Below are 18,475 nucleotides of genomic sequence, written 5' to 3' on the forward strand. Positions count from 1 at the left end.
GGCATCGAGAGCGCGCAGAGCCGAACGGACTCGCGTAGGGCGATCGAGCGAACTTGTGACGGAAACCCGGCGAGCCTCACGTCAAAAAAGGATCATTATTTAGTCTCTTGATGCGACAATTAGTTCTGGCTGTATTTACGGAATGATCAACATGCAACGCCGTGATTTCCTACTGGGCGCATCGACCCTCGCCGTCGGCGGACCCGTCTCCGCAGCGCCTCCGTCGGACCAGCCGTCCGCCGGGAAGCCGGCGTGGACGGAGTCCGAGGCGCCGCCGCCGCAAGGCGGGGTCAGTCTCTTCGCGCAGGTCAACGGCATTAGATTGCATTATGTGCGAGCCGGTTCCGGGCCGAAAGTCGTCCTGCTTCACGGATGGCCGCAAACCTGGTTCGCATGGCGCGGCGTCATGGAGCGGCTCTCATCGCGTTTCACCCTCATCGCGCCGGATTTGCGCGGGCTTGGATTGTCGGAAAGGACCGTCGGCGGATACGACAAGCGAACCATCGCCGCCGATATTCGAGATCTCATAGATCAGACTGCGGACGGGCGGGCTCATGTCGTCGGACATGACATGGGCGGCAAGGCGGCCTTCACGCTCGCGCATCTCTACCCCGAGCATGTCGAAAAACTGGTTCTGGCGGATTGCCTCATTCCCGGCGCGGAGAATATGGACGCCGCCCACGGGGGCGCTTGGCACTATGGATTCCACATGGCGCCGGAAATTCCCGAGATGCTCACGAAAGGCAGGGAAAGGGAGTATATCGCCGCACAGATCCGGACGTGGTCGCACAAGAAGGACGCCGTCTCCGAAGAGGCGATTACGGAGTTCGCCCGGCGCTACGCCACGGACGGCGGCATGACGGCGGGATTCAATTATTATCGAGCTCTTCGCGAGGACGCCGCGATGGTCGCGTCATTTCAAGGCCGCAAGCTCGAAATGCCTGTTTTGACGATCGCCGGGCGCCACAGCGTGGGAGCGAGGCTCGCCGAAGCGCTGCGGCCGCAGGCCAGCGCGCTGACGTCGCTCATCGTGGACGATAGCGGCCATTTCGTCGCCGACGAAGCGCCTGATTTCTTCTGCGAGCAGGTGGGTAAGTTTCTCGCCGGCGGATGACGTCGCGCGCTTCCCCGTCGCCCGCGTCACAGAGGCCGGATCAAGCCTTCGTTAACCTGGCCATCCTGCGCTTTGTGTAAAAGGCGCGGCCGGGACGAAACTAAACGCTCAGCATAAAGACATTAATCGGGCTTTAAACAGCAGGCGAGAACAAAACGATAGGACTCGCGCATTTACATATGCGCACAGCCTCGCCAGTTGGAATTTCTTATGAAAACTCATTCAAATGGCCAAAAGCGAATTTTCCTGGAAGATCAGCAACTGGGGCCCGGCTGCGAGGATAGGTCCTGCGCCCTGGCGTGCGGCGAGAAGCCGGATGCGCTCGTGGATTTCGCCAAACTTCTTCGGCAGGCGTTTCTCGTCATGCCCGAAGGTTTGGCCTTTTTTGACGAAGAGGATCGCTTCGTCATGTGGAACCAGCCTTACGCCGACATATACGCCGATTTTCCCGAGCAGGATCTGACGGGCGTGCGCTTTGAGGATTTCATCCGCACGAAGGTCGAGCGCGGTCTCTTCCGGGAAGCCGTCGGTTGCGAAGAAGAGTGGCTGAAAGATCGTATCGCCCGGCATCAACACGCGGCCGAATATTTTTACGAACAGGAATTCTCCGACGGACGCTGCATCCGGGTCGCCGAACGGCGCCTCGGCAATTGCGGGCGGCTGGGAGTCCATGTCGACATCACCGACCTGAAACGCCGAGAAAATTCCTTCAAGCTGCTGCTTGAAAATAATCCGGTGCCGATGTGGGTCGTGGATGCGAAGACCCTGCAATTTCTCTGTGTGAACGACGCCGCCGTCGATCACTATGGCTATTCGAAAGAGCGCTTCCTGTCGATGTCGCTCATGGAGATCTGCGGCGCAAGGCAATGCGCCGATCTGCCAAATAGATTCAGCTCGGCCAACCAGATCGCCTTCGAACCGAAGACCTGCCAATTCAGAAAGGCCGACGGCGCCTTTGTCGATGCGACCCTATATGCGCGCGCTTGCCCTTTCGACGGCGTCGACGCCGTCATGGTCGCCAGCGTGGATGTGACGGAAGCCCGCCGCGCGGAGCAACGCATTGAATATCTGGCTCACCACGACCTTCTTACCGGCCTGCCCAACCGGGCGTCCTTCACCGAACGCCTGCGTGCGTCCATCGCCGACGCGCGCGCGAAAAACGGCAATTTCGCGCTGATTTTCGTCGACCTCGATGGCTTCAAGGATGTCAACGACGTCTTCGGCCATCAATGCGGCGACGCTTTATTGGGAGAGGTCGCCGGCAATTTCAGAAAGGTCGCGCAGGACGCCTTTGTCGCCCGCGTCGGCGGCGACGAGTTCATGATCCTGTTGACCGAAGGAGCTCAGCCAGAGGCCGCGGCGGAGCTTTGCGAGCGTCTGCTCGAACTCGCCGAGACGCCGCTCCGGATTCGCGGCAATCAGATCCATGTCGGCGTCAGCATCGGCGCGGCGCTGTTTCCCGATGACGGAACGGATGAGGAGAAACTTCTCGCCAACGCCGATGCCGCACTCTATCGCGCGAAAGGGGACGGCCGCGGTCGAATTCATTTCTTCGACGCCGATCTCGACGCCCAGTTGCAGGAACGCCAACTGCTCAAACATGACCTGGCGCACGCGCTGGAGCAGGGAGAATTTCAGCTCCACTATCAGCCGCAAGCCGCGCTGGACGGACGCATCGTGGGGTTCGAGGCGCTGCTCCGCTGGTCGCATCCCAGCCGGGGAATGGTGTCGCCAGCGGTTTTCGTTCCCCTGGCGGAGGAGAGCGGCCATATCGTGGCGATCGGCGGATGGGCGCTCGAGCAGGCGTGCCGCGAGGCGACGAATTGGCGCCCGGATATCAGGGTCTCCGTCAATCTCTCGCCCATTCAGTTCCAGACGACGAATGTTCAGCAGCTTGTGCATCAGGTCCTGTTCGACACGGGCCTCGCGCCGAGCCGCCTGGAGCTCGAAATCACCGAGGGCGTGCTCATCAACGATCATTCGCGAACGCTGGCGACTCTTCGCGCGCTGAAGGCCCTCGGAGTTCGCGTCAGCATGGATGATTTCGGCACGGGGTATTCCTCGCTCTCTTATCTCCAGTCCTTCCCGTTCGATCGCATCAAAATCGATCGGTCATTCGTCATGAATCTGGAGAAGATTCTGCATTCGGCGGTGATCGTGCGGACAATCATCGGTCTTGGGCGCGGCCTCGGGATTCCGGTGACGGCTGAAGGCGTCGAAACGGAAGCCCAACAGGAATTTCTCAAAGCCGAAGGATGCAGCGAGCTGCAAGGCTATCTGATCGGACGCCCGCGGCCTATCTCGGATTACATTCATCTCGCATATGACGACGCCGAGAAAGCAAGAGACCGCGAACGCCGCATGGCCAAGTAGATTACGCCCGCCTCTTCCACTTTGTCTCATTCGCGGAAAAGTCTGCCGCAACCTTCATCCGGCATGAAAAAAGCGCATCCTCACGCCGGGGCGCGCGCTGGCTTGACCGGGCCGACATCGACCTGAATCTCTTCTCCTTCCACACGCAGCGGATAGGGATGAAGCGCGTTTCGGACGGCGTGCGTGACGCATTTGCCGCTCGCGCAATCGAAACCCCATTGGTGATGCGGACACATCACCTTTCGCCCGTCGAAACTGGCCTCGGTCAGAGGCATGTCGGCATGGGGGCAACGCCCGCGATAGGCTTTGAGTTCGCTGCCTGCCGGCCACACCACGAGCACGCTCTTCTTGCCGGCCTGAAACAGTCCCATGCCGCCTTCGCTCACGGCGCTAATGTGACAAATTGCGGTGTAGGCCATCGCGATCGCCTCCCAGCGGACCATGCTGACGGTCTCGACGCAAGTTGCGGACCAGCATCAATCCGCCCCGCCGCATCGGGACGGCGGGGCCGATATGCCGCTCTGACGCCTATCCGGGTTAGAATGTCCCAGACTGCGTGAAGCTCTGCCCGCCGGCCGTGTAGGTCGCGGTCCAGCTATCGCCCGAAAGGTCGCGCTGGACGCCGTTCCCGTTCATTTGCGCGGCGAAAGTCCCGGAGCCCGGATTGATCGTCTGTCCTGGACCCAGCTTGAACGAATAAACGAAACTTGCGCCGGTCGTGTAGCTCTGCGCGATCTGCCCGCCGAAGGTATTATAGGAGCCGTTATAGCTCGCATTTGTCGACGGGACGGCGATTGTCACCGTGAGCGCCGTGATCTGCGTCGTCGTCGAGAGAGTGAGGTCGTCCTCATAATACCAGGGGCCAGCGGCGTTGCGCCGGCTGGAGAAAACCGCGGGCCCGGCTCCGCCGCCGCCGGGAGGCGCGCTTGCGGCGATCGTCAGAGCGAGCGCGGTCGTCGCGCTCAGCGCGCCGCTCGTCCCCGTTATGGTGAAGGCGCTGGTTCCCGCCGGGGCGGAAGCGCCGGCGGTCAAAGTGAGCGTTGTCGAAGACGTCGCACTGGGCGGATTGAAACTCGCCGTGACGCCGGCCGGCAGGCCGGTTGTGGAGAAGGCGACATTGCCGTTGAAGCCGCCGCCAGGCGCAACTGCGATCGTCGCCGTTCCCGACGCGCCTTGCGTCATCGACAGGCTCGACGGATTGGCCGACAGCGTGAAGCTGGGATTGACCGGACCCGATTGTCCGGCGAGGACGATCGTCGTCAGCGAATAAGGCGCGACCGCGATCGAGAAGGACGTCCCCTGCCCGCTGACATTCGTGGAGGTGACGCCGCTGCTCGCGGGCGTATACGAATAGACCGTCGCCGCGCCCGACGGCGTGAAGCCGGAGAGCGTTACATTGGCGTTGATCGTATTGTTGCGGTCCTTGTTGATGAGAAGCAACGCCAGGCCGCCATTCGCCTGCTTCGCCGCATGCGTCGTCAGCAGCGCGTTGCTCGACGTCGTCGCAACGAGCGTATCGCCCGCCCTGCCCAGAAGCGAGACCATCCGCATGCCGTGATAAGTCGGAAAAAGCGTGTTTGCGGCGGGCTCGCCGGATTGTCCATTCGACAGGACGCCATAGTCGCCGTAATTGGACGTCCCGAAAAGGCTGCCCGAGGCGTTGCCCCAAACGGCCCCGTTATGCAGGCCCCAGACGTCGACATTCGCCGCGCCTTGCCCGATCCAGGTCGCCATATTGTCGGCGGTGAACATCGCATTGACGATGCTCAATGTCTGCTTTCCGGGATTGTATGAAACCGAATTGGTCTCCGTGACCATGATCTCGATCTTCGCGGCGTTGGCGCCGCCATATTGCGTGATCAGCGTTTTGAGTTTCGCCGTCATGGCGGCGACGCCGGTCGTCGGATGCTGGGGCGCGGCGAGAAGGCCGGCGTCCGATTCATTGTAAGGGTCTTGCGGATACCAATGCACCGCGACGAAATCGATCGCCGCGCCGCATTGCGCCAGCACATTGCTGTTCCAGTCGGGCGCGACGCCGTCCGGCCATCTTCCCGGCGCCGCCAGCACGACGCCGATCTTGATCGTCGGATCGATCGCCTTCATCGCATTGGCGAATTGCACGACATTGCGTCCATAGGTCGCCGGATCATGCTGCGCGTGCAGATCGGTCTCCCATGCGGAGCCATATTGGCCGTTGCCATAGACCTCGTTGCCGATTTCCCAATATTTGACGCCATAGCCCTTGGCGATGTTGGCGTAGCGGACCCAGGCGGCCGCGTGATTGGGATCGCCGCCGCCGTTTCCGGCGGGATTCGAGCCGTAATTTACGGTGAGGATCGGCGTCGCGCCGACGCTGCGCGCGACGCCCATGAAGGCGTCGAAATTGTTATTGGGATTGGCGTAGCTCCCCTGCCCGGGGACGATCGAGTTTGTCTGCCAATTATAGACGTCCGAGGTCGAACCGCCGGGATAACGCAGCGCCGCCACGCCAGCCTGCGTCAACAGCGCCGGAACCGCGGCGTCGCGCAGATTGGCGTCCCACACCGCCGTATTGAGGCCCCACGCCGTCGCGGGGATTTTCGTCAGGCTCGCCGCTGCGTCGACGGCGACGGCGGCGGAAGTTTGCGCTTTGGCGGAAGGCTCGGAAACAACCATAGCAAGTGAGACCAAGACGGCGGCGCTTGTCGCGCGGACCCATTCAATCATCAACAGCCCCTGCAAAATCGTTACGGCGTCATTGCGCGTTTCGCACGGGCCCGATGAAAAGAGCTTTGAACTGAAACGCCGAATTGTATCGATTGCTATAGCTTGCGCTCTTACAGGCGCCGGCCGGGCGGAGAATGAAAACGCCCCGCGGCCTGTTCCAACCGCGAGGCGCCGCTGAGGCCTTTTGGAGACGCTATTTGAGCACGACGAATCCCTGTTCCGCGAAGCTCGGCTTGGCGGCCTTGCTCTTCAGGAAAGCAAGGAGTTTCTCGCCGTTGTCCGTCGCATTCGACGTCAAAGCGATCGGGTAGACGATGGGCGGATGCGTATTGGCCGCGAAGGTCGCGACGATCTTCACCTTGGGCTCCGACTTGGCGTCGGTCAGATAGACGATGCCGAGCGGAGCCTCCTCCCGCGCGACGAACATCAGCGCCGAGCGCACATTGTCCGTGAAAGCGAAGTGAGGCTCGACCGTGGTCCAGAGATCGAGTTTCTCCAACGCCGCCTTGGCGTATTTGCCGGCGGGCACGGATGCGGGATCGCCCGTCGCGACCTTGCCGGACGCGATCGCCGCTTCGAAAGCCTCCTTCGTAAAAGGAAGCTTCGTCAGCTTCGAGGATCGCGGCGCGACGACCACGAGCGAATTGCCGAGAAGATCCGAACGCGTATCCGCCTTGATGAGATTTTTTCCGGCGAGATAATCCATGGAGGCTTCGTCGGCGGCGATGAAGACCTCGGCCGGCGCGCCGGACTCGATCTGCTTGGCGAGCGCCATCGAGCTGGCGTAGCTGGTTTTCAGCTCGACGCCGGTTTTCGCCTTGAACGCCGTCGCCGCCGAGTCCAGCGCGTTTTTGAGGCTGGCGGCCGCGAAGACCGTGACCGTCTGCGCGGACGCCGGCGGCGCGGCGGACGTCGTGGGCGCGGGCGCTTCGGCGCGGACCGGCGCGGAAGCGAAGGCTAACGCGAGCGCCAGGCTAACGCCAAGAAATCTGAACATGGGCGGTTTTCCTTGATCGCGGCGGCCCCGACGGTCGCCGGCCGAAGCGACATGCCCCAGCTTGCGGGAACATGCATATTTTACAACAAGTGCCGAGTCATGCGTAAAATTCACGCAATGCAAGGCCTCGCTCTGGCGTAAATCTAACAATTTGCATATATCTTCGCCTGTGAGTTTTGAGAAATCGCCTTTCGGAACCGTTGTTATTATGCGAAATTTACGGGAGCTCCGGAACGACAGGACGCCGAATGTCAGAATATTTCACGACCAAAGAGCTGGCGTCCCTGCTGCGCGTGAAAGAGCGCAAGGTCTATGATCTGGTTTCCAGCAAGGCGCTTCCGGTCCGGCGCGTGACGGGCAAGTTACTGTTCCCGAAAGAAGAGATTCAGTCCTGGATCGCGGCGAGCGGCGCCGCTGCGCAAGCGCCGGCCCCGGCGCAGGAAAGCGCTCAGACGCCTCTTGTCATGGCGGGCGGACATGATCCTCTACTGGAATGGGCGCTGCGGGAGTCGCGCTCGGGGATCGCGGCCCTGCTCGACGGCGCGCTTGACGGCCTGGCGCGATTCCGGGACGGCGGCTGCCTCGCCGCCGGGCTGCATATTCCCGAGAAGAACGCCGCCGACTGGAATGTCGGCGCGGTCAAGCGGGAATTCGGGCGGGAGCCGGTCGTGCTGATCGAATGGGTCAAACGAACGCGCGGGCTCATCTACAAGCCGTCGTCCAGAAAGGTCGAGCGTCTCGCGGATATTGGCGAGCTCCGGTTCCAGTCCCGACAGCCGGAAGCCGGAAGCGAGCTCGTGCTCGGCGCGCTGCTGGCCAAAGAGGGTCTGCGAAAATCGGATTTGCAGAGCGTCGATTCCGTCGAACGAACGGAAACGGATCTCGCAATCGCCATCTCGAACGGTCACGCCGATGTCGGGCTGGGGATCGAGGCGATGGCCCGACAATTCGGGCTCGCCTTCTCGCCGCTCCTCGTCGAGCGTTTCGATCTCCTGATCTGGCGCAAGGCCTATTTCGATCCGCCCTTCCAGGCCTTTATGAGCTTTTGCGCAAGCGCGCCCTTCCGCTCCCGCGCCGAAAGTCTCGGCGGTTATGACGTCGGTCGTCTCGGGTCCGTGCATTTCAACGGTCCCTGACCGCAAGCTTGGACGTCAATTTCCGTCGACGGTTTCATCGGACCAGCGGACTGAACGGAAGGCCCGGGCGATCGCCTCCGCGCGCGCCGTCTGCGTCGCATCGGGATCGTCTCCCGCTTTCACGCCGTCGCAAGCCGAACGCGCCAGCTCCAGCAGCGCCGCCTTGGGATAGACCTGCCCGGCGCGTCCGTCATGCGCGCGGAAGTCGCAGGCGCAGACAGTCATGAGCCGGCCGAACCGATCCGGGGCGTCGAAAGCGCCGAGCCGCTCGAGCATCGCCGCGACCGGTCCGGCGCGCATTTTTGAAACGCGATGCACGCGCTCGCATTCGGCGAGCGCCAGGAGAGCGAGTTCGCGGCATTCGGGCGGGACGTCGAAACGCGCGGCGATCCCTTTGATGCGCGGCGTCCCGCGCTCAATATGCCGGTAATGCGCCGGCAAATGTTCGCGCGGCGAGTCGGATTTGCCGACATTCATGACGAGAAGCGCGAAACGCACGGAAAGCGGCGCGGCGACCGCGGCCGCCTCGTCGAGCCCGTTCATGAGATGCGGGCCGAGATCGACGTCGCTTTGCCCCTCCGACATTTGCGGCACGCCGAAGAGCGCGGCGACTTCCGGAAGGACGATCGCCAGCGCGCCGCAAGCGCGCAGGGTCGCGATCATTCGGGACGGCGCCGCGCCCATGATCCCGCGACGGAGCTCCGCCCATACTTCGTCCGGCGCGGCGCCCTTCAGGACGCCGGCGTCGACTTGCCGGGACATCAGGACCAATGCGTCGACGTCCGGCTCGTCCGTCTGCGCCTCGGCGAGGAGCGACGCCATTCGGAGAAGGCCGAGACCAGGATGGGTCTGGCCGAAATCGGTCGGCGGAACGTCTGATGTCATGCGATTGTCGGATTTCGCCCAGAGGAAGTCATGAATAAGCAAAGCGCTTGCCGGGCGGGGAAAGCGGGGGGAGAGTTTCTGAAGGCGCGAAATTGGCGGACTTGCCATCGCGACGCGCCAATCATAGCTCTTGAGAGCCGCAACGCAGCGGCGCGACGTTGCGCGCTGCGTTCAAGCGGACGAACAGGCATTCGGTCGCCAGGCTTTCCCGATGTTTGATCTCGACACTGCCTTACGGGCGATCGCCGGCGCCGCTCTCGCGCTTTTTCTGACGCCCGCCATCCGCCCCCTCGGCCTCTCCCCGCGCGCCGCCCGGCTGTGCCAGCAGGCGTCGCTCGTCTTGATCGGCGTCGCGATGGCCGGAGCGCTGGCCGCCACGGTTCTGTGGTTTATCGACGGACATTGACCGGAAGCCGCCCAAGGCCGCGACAGTCTGCGCCGCCGCCAACGGAATGGCCGCCGCGTGCGCGAATTCGCGTTCGAACGGCAAGTGCTTATCAGGCGCCGACGGTTCTTCTGCGAGCATGTTATGAAAGGCTGGAATCGGGTGATAGCGCAGTGGGATATTGGCCAGAACATATTATCGAAGGCGAACGTCTCGACCTCTCGCACGTCGAACCGTTTCAGTTGAATTGCTACGTCAAGAATCTGGACAGGACGTTGTGCCTCGACGTCGTGTTTTCAAACCATTGTTTTACGGAAGCCTTCAAGGAAGGGGAACACGCGCCTGCCTTGAAAATCATGGATGGAAGCAGCCCGCGCGCTTTCGATAGACGACGATACGCCTTATCCGCCCACTTGCCTGGGTTAGTGCGATCACTTCCCGGCGCCGCGGTCTGGCAAACGCCAACTGAGCGAAATTATATGTATTTCATGGCGTTAATTGATGGATCTGGGCGCGACTATCAAATGTTCTTTCATCTCAAAAAAGAGAAAGGAAGCGCCGACTTGAGGTTGAGAGTGGAGAGCGCCTATTCTGTTGAGCGCGCGGGAGCCCTGATCAAGAGTTCAACAAAGGTTCGCTTCCCGGTTCTCTGCCAGAAAGTTTTTCAGAATCAATTGCTCAGATTCCATACGAAGCGTTAATCCAACAAAGAAAAAGGCCCCCCGAAGGGAGCCTTAATCACTCGCCGGCCCCTTGGTTATCTCGCGTTGCGCGTGGACCTTCCAAAGAAGGCGGGTAGAGGCTGTTTCAGGCGATCGGGCCTCTAGGGCAGAGATATTAGCGCAATATCTCACGTTGGCAATACCCCACGTCGGCAAGAGCCCATGTTGGACGCGGCTACTTGAGTTGATCAGTCGCCTTTGCCCGAGGCCGCCTTCCCCTGCTCTTCTCACCATGCCGCCCATAACCCGCCGCCACAATGGCCGGCCATGAGCCTTGCGAACACGCGCGAGACGGCGTGACCGCCGTCGCAGCCTGGCGCCTCTGCTGCCGGCAGGCGAGCGTCGCCGTGTCAGACCTCGCGGGCTGGCGACATAACGGCGACATTTTTCAAGCCGCTGGTGACACGCTTTCGTAAATTATTGATTTTATTGGCTGGGGGACCTGGATTCGAACCAAGATTAACGGAGTCAGAGTCCGCTGTTCTACCGTTGAACTATCCCCCAACGGGCCGGCGCTGCGGCGCTATGGCGGCTCGTGATCTAGAGAGAGCCGGGCGCGCTGTCAACCGCCTCCTCGAAGGTCGACGCGCGTCGTCGCGTCCCCAGCCGCGCCTACGGCGTTCGCCGCGCCACTTGCGGGAGGCGTCGCAATCCTGCATGTAAGACGTTTAACGCGAAATGGTCGCTCGAGCGGCGAAAACGCGGCGGATATCGCGGGAGCACGAACTTGGCAGGGACCGATCGGCCTCCACAATCGGGGCCTGGTCTGGAGGCGGCCACGGCTGGGCGCGCGGGGGGCGCGCAAGCCGCGCTGGCGGCGGGAGCGACGGGCTCGGCCGGACACGCTTCCCATGGAAATGGAAACGGCCATACATACGCCGCGCTCGATCTCGGCACCAATAATTGCCGTTTGCTCATCGCCCGCCCGGAGCGGCGCGCCCGCCGGCGCAATTCGGATTTATTGCGCGTCGTCGACGCCTTCTCGCGAATCGTGCGGCTCGGAGAGGGGCTCGGCCGCGCCGGGCGCATCAGCGAGGCGGCGATCGAACGAACCATCACGGCGCTTGAAATCTGCCGCGACAAGATGGAGGCGCGCGGCGTCACCCGCGCCCGCCTCGTCGCCACGCAAGCCTGCCGCGGCGCCGCCAATGGCGAGGAGTTCGTGGGCCGCGTCCGCGAGCGCACCGGCCTGGAGCTGGAAGTCATCGACCGCGAGACGGAAGCGCGATTCGCCGCGCGCGGCTGCGGCTCTCTCGCCGATCCGCAGGCGGCGAGCGTGCTGCTTTTCGACATTGGCGGCGGATCGACCGAGCTCGTCTGGCTCACCCGCGCGCCGGCCGCCGAGGAGGCGCGCGACCTTCACAGCTGGACGTCGCTGGAACTCGGCGTCGTGACCCTCGCCGAGCATTTCGGCGGCCGCATCGTGGACGCCAAGACCTTCGCCGCGATGAAGCGGCACGCGCTCGACGCGCTCGAAAGCTTCGTGAAGGAGACGGCCGAGATCCGCCGCTGTTCGCGCTTTCACCTGCTCGGCACCTCCGGCACCGTCACGACGCTCGCCGGGGTGCATCTCGGGCTCGAGCGTTATGACCGGTGGCGCGTCGACGGCCTGTGGATGAGCGACGCCGAGGCGACCAAGGCGATCCAGCGGCTGCGCGGCATGGATTTCGAGGCGCGCGTCGCCAATGGCTGCATCGGCCCGCAGCGCGCCGACCTCGTGCTCGCGGGCTGCGCTATATTCGAAGCCATTCGCGAGACCTTTCCCGCCGCCCGCACCCGCATCGCGGATCGCGGCCTGCGCGAGGGCATGCTGCTGGAGCTGATGGAGGCGGATGGAGTCCTCAACGGCGCATAGGCGCCGGGCGGGACGCAGGGCGATCGGGTGAACGCTGGGCGTGAGCCAATACCTCCTTTTTACGGGGAAGGCGGCCCCGCGAATGCGGGGCCGGGTGGAGTTAAACCCCCACCGTATTTATTGCGGCGCGAGCCCCACCCGGCTGTCTTCGACCGCCGACCTCCCCGTAAAGGGGAGGTATTGGCGGCTAATGTCCGAGATTGTCGTTCACCCGATTGCCGTGGCTTTGGCCGGACGGCTTTACGCTCGACGGGGCGCGCCGCAAACGTCACAATATGCGGACATGATTCGTCAAACGTTTTGACGCCCCGACCCGAGCGCCCGCCTTCATGACTGACGAATTGAACGAACCTCTCGGACGCGAGACGCCGAAGCGCGCGACGAGCCAAACGCCCCGCCGACTTGCCGTTCTCGGCGTCGGGGCGTTCGTCGCGGCGGGGGCGGCCGCGCTTTATCTCGCGCCGCGCGACCCCTTCGGCGGCGAGCCCTACGCCATAGCGAAAATTGAGCCGGCCAAGCCGCCGGAGGCCGTCCCCCTCCCGCCGCCCCCGCAACAGCAGTCGGTCGCGTCGGCGGACCAGGGGCTCGCCGGCAATGAGATGGGCGTCAGCGAGATCGAGCAGCTTTCCGGCGTGAAGGTCACGCGCTACGGCGGCGAGGGGTCCTCCGCCCGCATCATCCGCGTCGATCCGCCCTCGGGCGTGAAGCTCGCGCCGGCGCCCGACCGCCGCGTGGTCGAGAAAGGCCGCTACGGCCTGCTGCCGAGGATCGGCGCCGACGGCGCGCGGCCCATGGACGTTTACGCCCGCCCCTTCGTCACCGGCCCGACGATCAAGCCCGGCGCGCCGCGCATCGCGCTCGTCATTGGCGGCCTCGGCCTCAATTCGCAATATTCGCTGGACGCCTTAGATCAGCTTCCCGAGGGCGTGACGCTCGCCTTCGCGCCTTATGGGACGGATCTCGACCGTCTCGTGGCGCAGGCGCGCGCGCGGGGGCACGAGGCTCTGTTGCAGGCTCCGATGGAGCCCTTCGACTATCCGCAGAGCAATCCCGGCCCGCATACGCTCGTCACGGGCGCGCAGGACGGCGGCGTCGACGATCTGCAATGGCTGATGAGCCGTTTCACGGGTTATGCCGGCGTGATGAATTATCTCGGCGGACGCTTCATGGCGGATGAACAGGCAATGTATGGCGCGCTCGGCGAAATCGCGCAGCGCGGGCTGTTCTTTCTGGACGACGGCGCCTCGCCGCAATCGCTCGCGGGCAAGCTCGCGCCGAAACTCTCTTTGCCGCACGCCAGGGTCGACGTGATCGTCGACCAGCGGAATGCGCCCCAGTCGATCGACACAGCCCTGGCGCAGCTCGAGACGCTGGCGCGCGACAAGGGCTCCGCGATCGGCTTCGCCAATGCGACGCCCGCGACCGTCGCCCGCATTGCGCGCTTCGCCCGCGATCTGGAGCGGCGCGGCGTCGCGCTCGCGCCTGTCTCCTCGACGCTCGCGGCGCGCGGCGCGACGGCGGATGCGGGTCGCGGCCAATGACGACGCCCGACAGCCGCTACCGCCCCTGCGTCGGCGTCACGCTCATCAATGCGGAGGGCCTCGTCTTCGTCGGCCGCCGCAAATCGAAGGGCGATTTCGATCTCGTTTCAGACCCGCATCTGTGGCAGATGCCGCAGGGCGGCATAGACGACGGCGAAACGCCTTTCGAGGCCGCGCTGCGCGAACTGCACGAAGAGACCAACGTCGAAAGCGTGGAATTCGTCGCCGAGGCGCCCCTCTGGCTTTCCTACGATCTCCCGTCCAACGCCAAGAAGCGCTGGAGCGGGAAATATATCGGCCAGACCCAACGCTGGTTCGCCTTGCGCTTTCTCGGCCCCGACAGCGAAATCGACATCCATTCGCCCGGCGGCGGCAAACACAAGCCGGAATTTGACGACTGGCGCTGGGAGAAGCTGACGAACCTTCCCGATCTGATCGTGCCGTTCAAGCGGCAGGTTTATCTGGATGTGGTGGAGGCGTTCAAGGATTTTGCGGCGGCGTGACGGCGGGATATGTCTCGCATATAATGGCGTGACGCGTATAACCATTGCGGAGACATGCCGGCGCCGGCCTCGCCAAGAACGAAGAGTCGCCTTCGACCAACTTATGCAGACTGTCGCGACGGGCGCCATTAAGCGGCATATTTTCAATCGCATTCGATACGGGTCTCTTCCGGGACCTGTGGTTTCCGTCAGTCAAATTGCCAGCCTTTTTGCTCACATTTTCCGCCGTCATCGCGAGCGAAGCGAATGAACGTCCTCCAAAAAGCCCGTCAATTCGAGTGACGCAGGCTGCCAGCTTTCTGAAGACGCCATCCTGCGTACACGCCTGCGACGGCTATTTCTTCCCGCGGATCAATTCGAGGAACGACGCGTCAACAGTCTTGCGAACTCGCATGTCCTTCCTCGCCGAGAGGGAAACGGCGCAGCAAGATAAGAGCGGCGCCGTTTCGCGCGGTTCGACTGGAAGAAAGACGCAAGCCGCGTCGCTCGGCGGCTCTGTCGGGAACGTTTGAGGCGACCCAGGCGCCAAACGCCACGAGAGAGCGCCGGGCTTGCATTGGGATCAACGCCGCATTAACGGGGGACCCCGACTGACGATCGATTGGGCTTGCCCGGTGGGCGCTTCCAAGGCTTTCTTTAATCAATTTCCGGAGGCCGATCTTGCGAGAACATCTTTTCTACTTCTTGAAGATCGCCGCTCTCATCGCAACGCTCGCCGCCGTCACTTTTGCAGCGCCGCAAGAGCGGATCAGCGAACCGAACACATCCAACGTTCTTGACCCTGAATTACGATGACATGACGCCAGTTGCTAAAATCTCAGCGCGATTCGCACGGCCGAGGGCTATAAAAGCCGCGCGCCTTATCCCCACCCTCGAAAACCGCCCCATACTTCCCCTGCTTCGCCATTGAGGGGCGCCGTCAGGGTCGGCGGCGCTGGCGAGGTCGGTTAAGAACCGGGCGTGACCCTCGCCCTGTTCGGGAGCCCGGCGCCGCCAGCCGGACCTCTCCTTCGTGGGGAGGCTGCGCGGAGCGATCCGCGCAAAGGTTGGGCCTAGTATCCGCCGTCGCAATCGCGGAGTGCGAGTACCGAAAGGGAAAGCGCTCGCGGCGCGGGGCGGCGCATGGCGAGACCCTTGCGACGCGCTCGAAAGGCCCTCCGGCCTTTGGGGAAAGAAGCGGTCTCCAACAGGAGGCCGCGCCGGAAAGGCGGAAGTCACGTATGATGGCGGAAGCCCGGACGGAAAGGTGCGCGCGAATGAAGACCGCGCCGGGACGCTTTCATGCCCCGTAATTAGACTTCACATCGCATCTCGGCCGAACGGGGCCGAGGGCGTCCCGGCTTCCTCTATCTCCCGCGCCGGAAAGCGGCGGCGGGACCATCGGCGTTGGCGATCTTGCGATGCGCTTTCACGCCTTTTTCCGCAGCGCCGCCTTCAGGCTGAATCCCCAATCGCAAGCGGCGTCGACGCATTCGAACGAAGCCGCGTCGATCATCGCCTCATAGGCGTCGAAAGGAAACATCTGTTCATTGACGCCCATTCGGATGAGCGCCTTTGTCGGTTCGTCATATATGACGGCGACCGGTTCGCAGAGAAGGAAGAGAAGGCCGCCGGGCTTCAGGACGCGATGGCATTCGCGCAGGACGCGGATCGGGTCTTCGAAGTGATGCAGGCTGCGGCTGAACGCCGCCGCGTCGAGCGCGCCGTCGCGCACCGGCATATTGTTCGCGTCGAAGCGGCAATGCGCGGTGACGGGGTCGGCGCCTTTTGCGGAAAGCAGCGCCGCAACCCGCAACAGGCGAACCGAAACGTCGGAATTGATCACGGTCCCGGATTTTTTCGTCGCCCACATCCATCTGGACAGGGAGGCGATCGATCCGCCGCCGATCTCGAGACAGACCGGATCGGCAAGGCGCGAGAGATGACGGTCGAGGAAATTCTGGCTCAGCTCATTGTCGAGATCTTCGCTGAAAGGGCGGCCGGCGTCGAAGCGCGGCGGCTCCATCGCCGCGCCGGACGTGAATTCGATCTCCAGCGTCTCGCCGTCATCCTCCAGCCAGGAAACATATTCATGGACCGGCAGCACCTTGAGGCGCAGATGCGCGACATCCGCCGGCGCATCGACCGCGACATGCGCGGTCACCGCCTGTCCCGGCTTGACGTCGACCGGCAGCGCCGTGCGCCTGCCGTCGAAAAGGCGGACGGAGCCGTCGTCATTGAGCCAGTGATAAGAGAGCAAGACCGGTTTTGCGCCGCTCGACGAAATGACGAAAGGACTGGCGTTTTCGACGCGCACCGCGAGCCAATGCGTCTCGCCGGCCTGCATCTTTCCGCTCGAATAGACTTTCCGAACCGTCAGCCGCGGCGCGACATTGGCGAATTCGAAGCGGTCGAGAAAAATATTCTCCTCCGCGTCGAAAAAGCCGTTGCCGGTTTTCTCCAGCGGCTCGAAAAGCTCCGCGGCCAGCAAATCATCGCGAGCAAGAGCGAGCCGGTCGGCGAGCGCGGAAATCACGGCGTCCTGCGCGGCGTCGCGGGGCGCATCGCCCGGAGAGGCGTCGCATCGCGCATAAAGGTCCAGAACGCCGTGTTTCGGCGGGTAGTCATGACCCGCTTCGCAGATGAGCGATCCGTCGCCCGCGCGACGCAAGGGCGCATGGCACGCGCCGCAACGAAAAATCTCCTTCTCGATCAATCGATCCACGACCGGCGACGTAACAGTCGGTTCCAACGCGCTCTCCAAAGATACGACAATCGAACGCACGGACTGCGAGGGGCCCGCCCGTCTCTTCACTCAAACCAGCGAAGGAGGATGATCGAGAACCTACGCCCCCCGCACCAGCCGCGCGGCGAAAAACCCGTCAATCCCCGCAAGCCTTGCGTCCTCGTTCGGCCAATAGCATGGCAGCGTGCGCAAGTCGCCGTCGCGCGTGATGAACTCCGCGGGGACGCCATCCGCCGCCGCCGTCACCGGGGCGCGGCAGAAATCCGGATTGCGGCGCAGGAAGGCGGCGATCTGCTGCTCGCCCTCTTCCGGCTCCAGCGAGCAGGTGCAGTAAACAATGCGGCCGCCCGCTTTGGTGAGCAGCGCCGCGCGGGCGAGCATTTTGGCCTGCAGGGCGGCGAGCGCTTCGATGTCGCCGGGCTTTTTAGTCCAGGGCACGTCGGGGTGGCGGCGCGCGGTGCCCGTCGCCGAGCAGGGCGCGTCGACGAGAATGGCGTCGAAGGGTTGCGCCTGATAGCCGGTCGCGTCGCCGACCGCGACGGCGGCGCGCAGATCGAGCCGGGAGAGATTGGAGGCGAGAAGCTTCAGGCGCTCGGCGGAGCGGTCCAGCGCCGTCACCTGGGCGCGGGCGAGCGCGAGCTGCGCGGTCTTGCCGCCCGGCGCGGCGCACATATCAAGCACGCGCTCGTCCGGCTTGGCCGCGAGAAGCCGCGCCGGCAAGGCCGCGGCGGCGTCCTGCACCCACCACTCGCCGTCGCGATAGCCCGGCAGCTCCGCCACGGCGGTGCGGGATTTCACGCGCACCGACCCCGTCGGCAGGACGACGCCGTCGAGCTTCCCGGCCCAGTCCCCGGCGTCGCTCTTGACGGAGACGTCGAGCGGCGGCTCCCGCATATACATCGCGACGATGGCGCGCGCCGCCTCCTCGCCATAGGACTTTCGCCAGCGCTGGGCGAGCCAAGGCGGCGCGTCATATTCACCGCTCGCGGCGACTTCCAGAAACTCGTCGCGCCGGCGCAGGAGATTGCGCAGGACGCCATTGACCATGCCGGCGTAAGGGCCGGTCTTGGGTTCGAGCTTGGTGGCGCGCACCGCCAGATCGATCGCCGCATGGTCGGCCGCGTCGAGGAACAGCAACTGCCCGGCCGCCGCGATCAGCGTATATTCGAGCCGGCCCGCCTGGCGCGGAAGCCCCTTTTCGAGAAGTTCGCCAAGCGCATGGCGGATGACGCCGAGCCGGCGCAGCGAGACGGTGGCGATCGAGCGCGTCAGCGCCACGTCGCGCGGATCGAGGCCCGACAGCCGATTGGGGACCGCCTGAGGCGAGAAACATTCGTCGAGCCGATGCCCGCCCTGAACCACGTCCGCGATGATCGCGGCGGCGGCGATGCGCGCCGAAAGGCCCGGCACTTTCGCGGCTTCGGCTTCGCGCGCGGCCTCCGCGGGAACGAAGCCCTGCCGGGTCGACTGCCGCGCTGGTTTCGACCGCCCGGGGAATGATCTACTATCGCTCAAACAGCCCGTCTCCAACAT

Annotated in this window: 14 protein-coding genes and 1 tRNA gene; 8 read left to right on the forward strand and 7 right to left on the reverse strand. The window is 63.7% G+C overall.

The window, feature by feature from the left end; genetic code table 11:
* Positions 1-151: 151 nt before the first annotated feature.
* Entirely contained in the window at positions 152-1,114 is a 963-nt protein-coding gene (locus MMG94_RS07610) for an alpha/beta fold hydrolase (protein ID WP_244415365.1), read from the forward strand.
* 363 nt (positions 1,115-1,477) lie between these two features.
* On the forward strand, positions 1,478-3,487 hold the full coding sequence (locus tag MMG94_RS07620; protein ID WP_425272289.1) for an EAL domain-containing protein: 2,010 nt from the start codon (positions 1,478-1,480) through the stop codon (positions 3,485-3,487).
* Positions 3,488-3,567: 80 nt separating this feature from the next.
* Here the strand turns inward: MMG94_RS07620 and MMG94_RS07625 are convergent, their stop codons facing one another.
* The 3 genes from MMG94_RS07625 to modA form a co-directional block, all read right to left on the reverse strand.
* Positions 3,568-3,906, reverse strand: a complete 339-nt coding sequence (locus tag MMG94_RS07625) for a Rieske (2Fe-2S) protein (protein ID WP_026016310.1) — start codon at positions 3,904-3,906, stop codon at positions 3,568-3,570.
* A 118-nt stretch (positions 3,907-4,024) separates the two neighbouring features.
* Positions 4,025-6,157 (reverse strand): hypothetical protein, encoded by a 2,133-nt coding sequence (locus MMG94_RS07630; protein WP_270110997.1) that lies wholly within the window; start codon positions 6,155-6,157, stop codon positions 4,025-4,027.
* Between the two features lie 229 nt (positions 6,158-6,386).
* Complete coding sequence (gene modA, locus MMG94_RS07635) at positions 6,387-7,190, reverse strand: molybdate ABC transporter substrate-binding protein (protein ID WP_016920321.1); 804 nt, start codon at positions 7,188-7,190, stop codon at positions 6,387-6,389.
* A gap of 248 nt (positions 7,191-7,438) precedes the next feature.
* Here modA and MMG94_RS07640 point away from each other — a divergent pair, with 248 nt between their 5' ends.
* A complete protein-coding gene (locus tag MMG94_RS07640; RefSeq protein ID WP_016920322.1) occupies positions 7,439-8,326 on the forward strand; it encodes a helix-turn-helix transcriptional regulator in 888 nt (295 codons plus the stop codon).
* A gap of 15 nt (positions 8,327-8,341) precedes the next feature.
* On the opposite strand, the gene MMG94_RS07645 is transcribed toward MMG94_RS07640, so the two are convergent.
* On the reverse strand, positions 8,342-9,211 hold the full coding sequence (locus tag MMG94_RS07645; protein WP_040579284.1) for a tRNA nucleotidyltransferase: 870 nt from the start codon (positions 9,209-9,211) through the stop codon (positions 8,342-8,344).
* A gap of 211 nt (positions 9,212-9,422) precedes the next feature.
* Between MMG94_RS07645 and MMG94_RS07650 the strand changes: the two genes are divergently transcribed.
* Positions 9,423-9,617 (forward strand): hypothetical protein, encoded by a 195-nt coding sequence (locus MMG94_RS07650; RefSeq protein WP_154419943.1) that lies wholly within the window; start codon positions 9,423-9,425, stop codon positions 9,615-9,617.
* A 152-nt stretch (positions 9,618-9,769) separates the two neighbouring features.
* Positions 9,770-10,297: a hypothetical protein gene (locus tag MMG94_RS07655; RefSeq protein ID WP_040579276.1), complete on the forward strand. Its 528-nt coding sequence runs from the start codon at positions 9,770-9,772 to the stop codon at positions 10,295-10,297.
* A gap of 451 nt (positions 10,298-10,748) precedes the next feature.
* On the opposite strand, the gene MMG94_RS07660 is transcribed toward MMG94_RS07655, so the two are convergent.
* A tRNA-Gln gene (locus MMG94_RS07660) sits at positions 10,749-10,822 on the reverse strand.
* Positions 10,823-11,129: 307 nt separating this feature from the next.
* Between MMG94_RS07660 and MMG94_RS07665 the strand changes: the two genes are divergently transcribed.
* From MMG94_RS07665 to MMG94_RS07675, 3 genes are all read left to right on the forward strand, one after another.
* A complete protein-coding gene (locus tag MMG94_RS07665; RefSeq protein WP_026016312.1) occupies positions 11,130-12,173 on the forward strand; it encodes a Ppx/GppA phosphatase family protein in 1,044 nt (347 codons plus the stop codon).
* 329 nt (positions 12,174-12,502) lie between these two features.
* A complete protein-coding gene (locus MMG94_RS07670; RefSeq protein WP_016920328.1) occupies positions 12,503-13,714 on the forward strand; it encodes a divergent polysaccharide deacetylase family protein in 1,212 nt (403 codons plus the stop codon).
* Positions 13,711-14,217, forward strand: coding sequence for an RNA pyrophosphohydrolase (locus MMG94_RS07675; RefSeq protein WP_016920329.1), 507 nt, complete (start codon positions 13,711-13,713; stop codon positions 14,215-14,217). Before MMG94_RS07670 ends, MMG94_RS07675 begins: the two co-directional genes overlap by 4 nt.
* Before the next feature lie 1,408 nt (positions 14,218-15,625).
* Here MMG94_RS07675 and MMG94_RS07680 read toward each other — a convergent pair.
* Positions 15,626-16,948, reverse strand: coding sequence for a class I SAM-dependent methyltransferase (locus MMG94_RS07680; protein ID WP_154419941.1), 1,323 nt, complete (start codon positions 16,946-16,948; stop codon positions 15,626-15,628).
* Between the two features lie 93 nt (positions 16,949-17,041).
* Entirely contained in the window at positions 17,042-18,475 is a 1,434-nt protein-coding gene (locus MMG94_RS07685; protein ID WP_016920332.1) for an RsmB/NOP family class I SAM-dependent RNA methyltransferase, read from the reverse strand.

The sequence above is a fragment of the Methylocystis parvus OBBP genome (assembly GCF_027571405.1).
Lineage (GTDB): Bacteria > Pseudomonadota > Alphaproteobacteria > Rhizobiales > Beijerinckiaceae > Methylocystis > Methylocystis parva.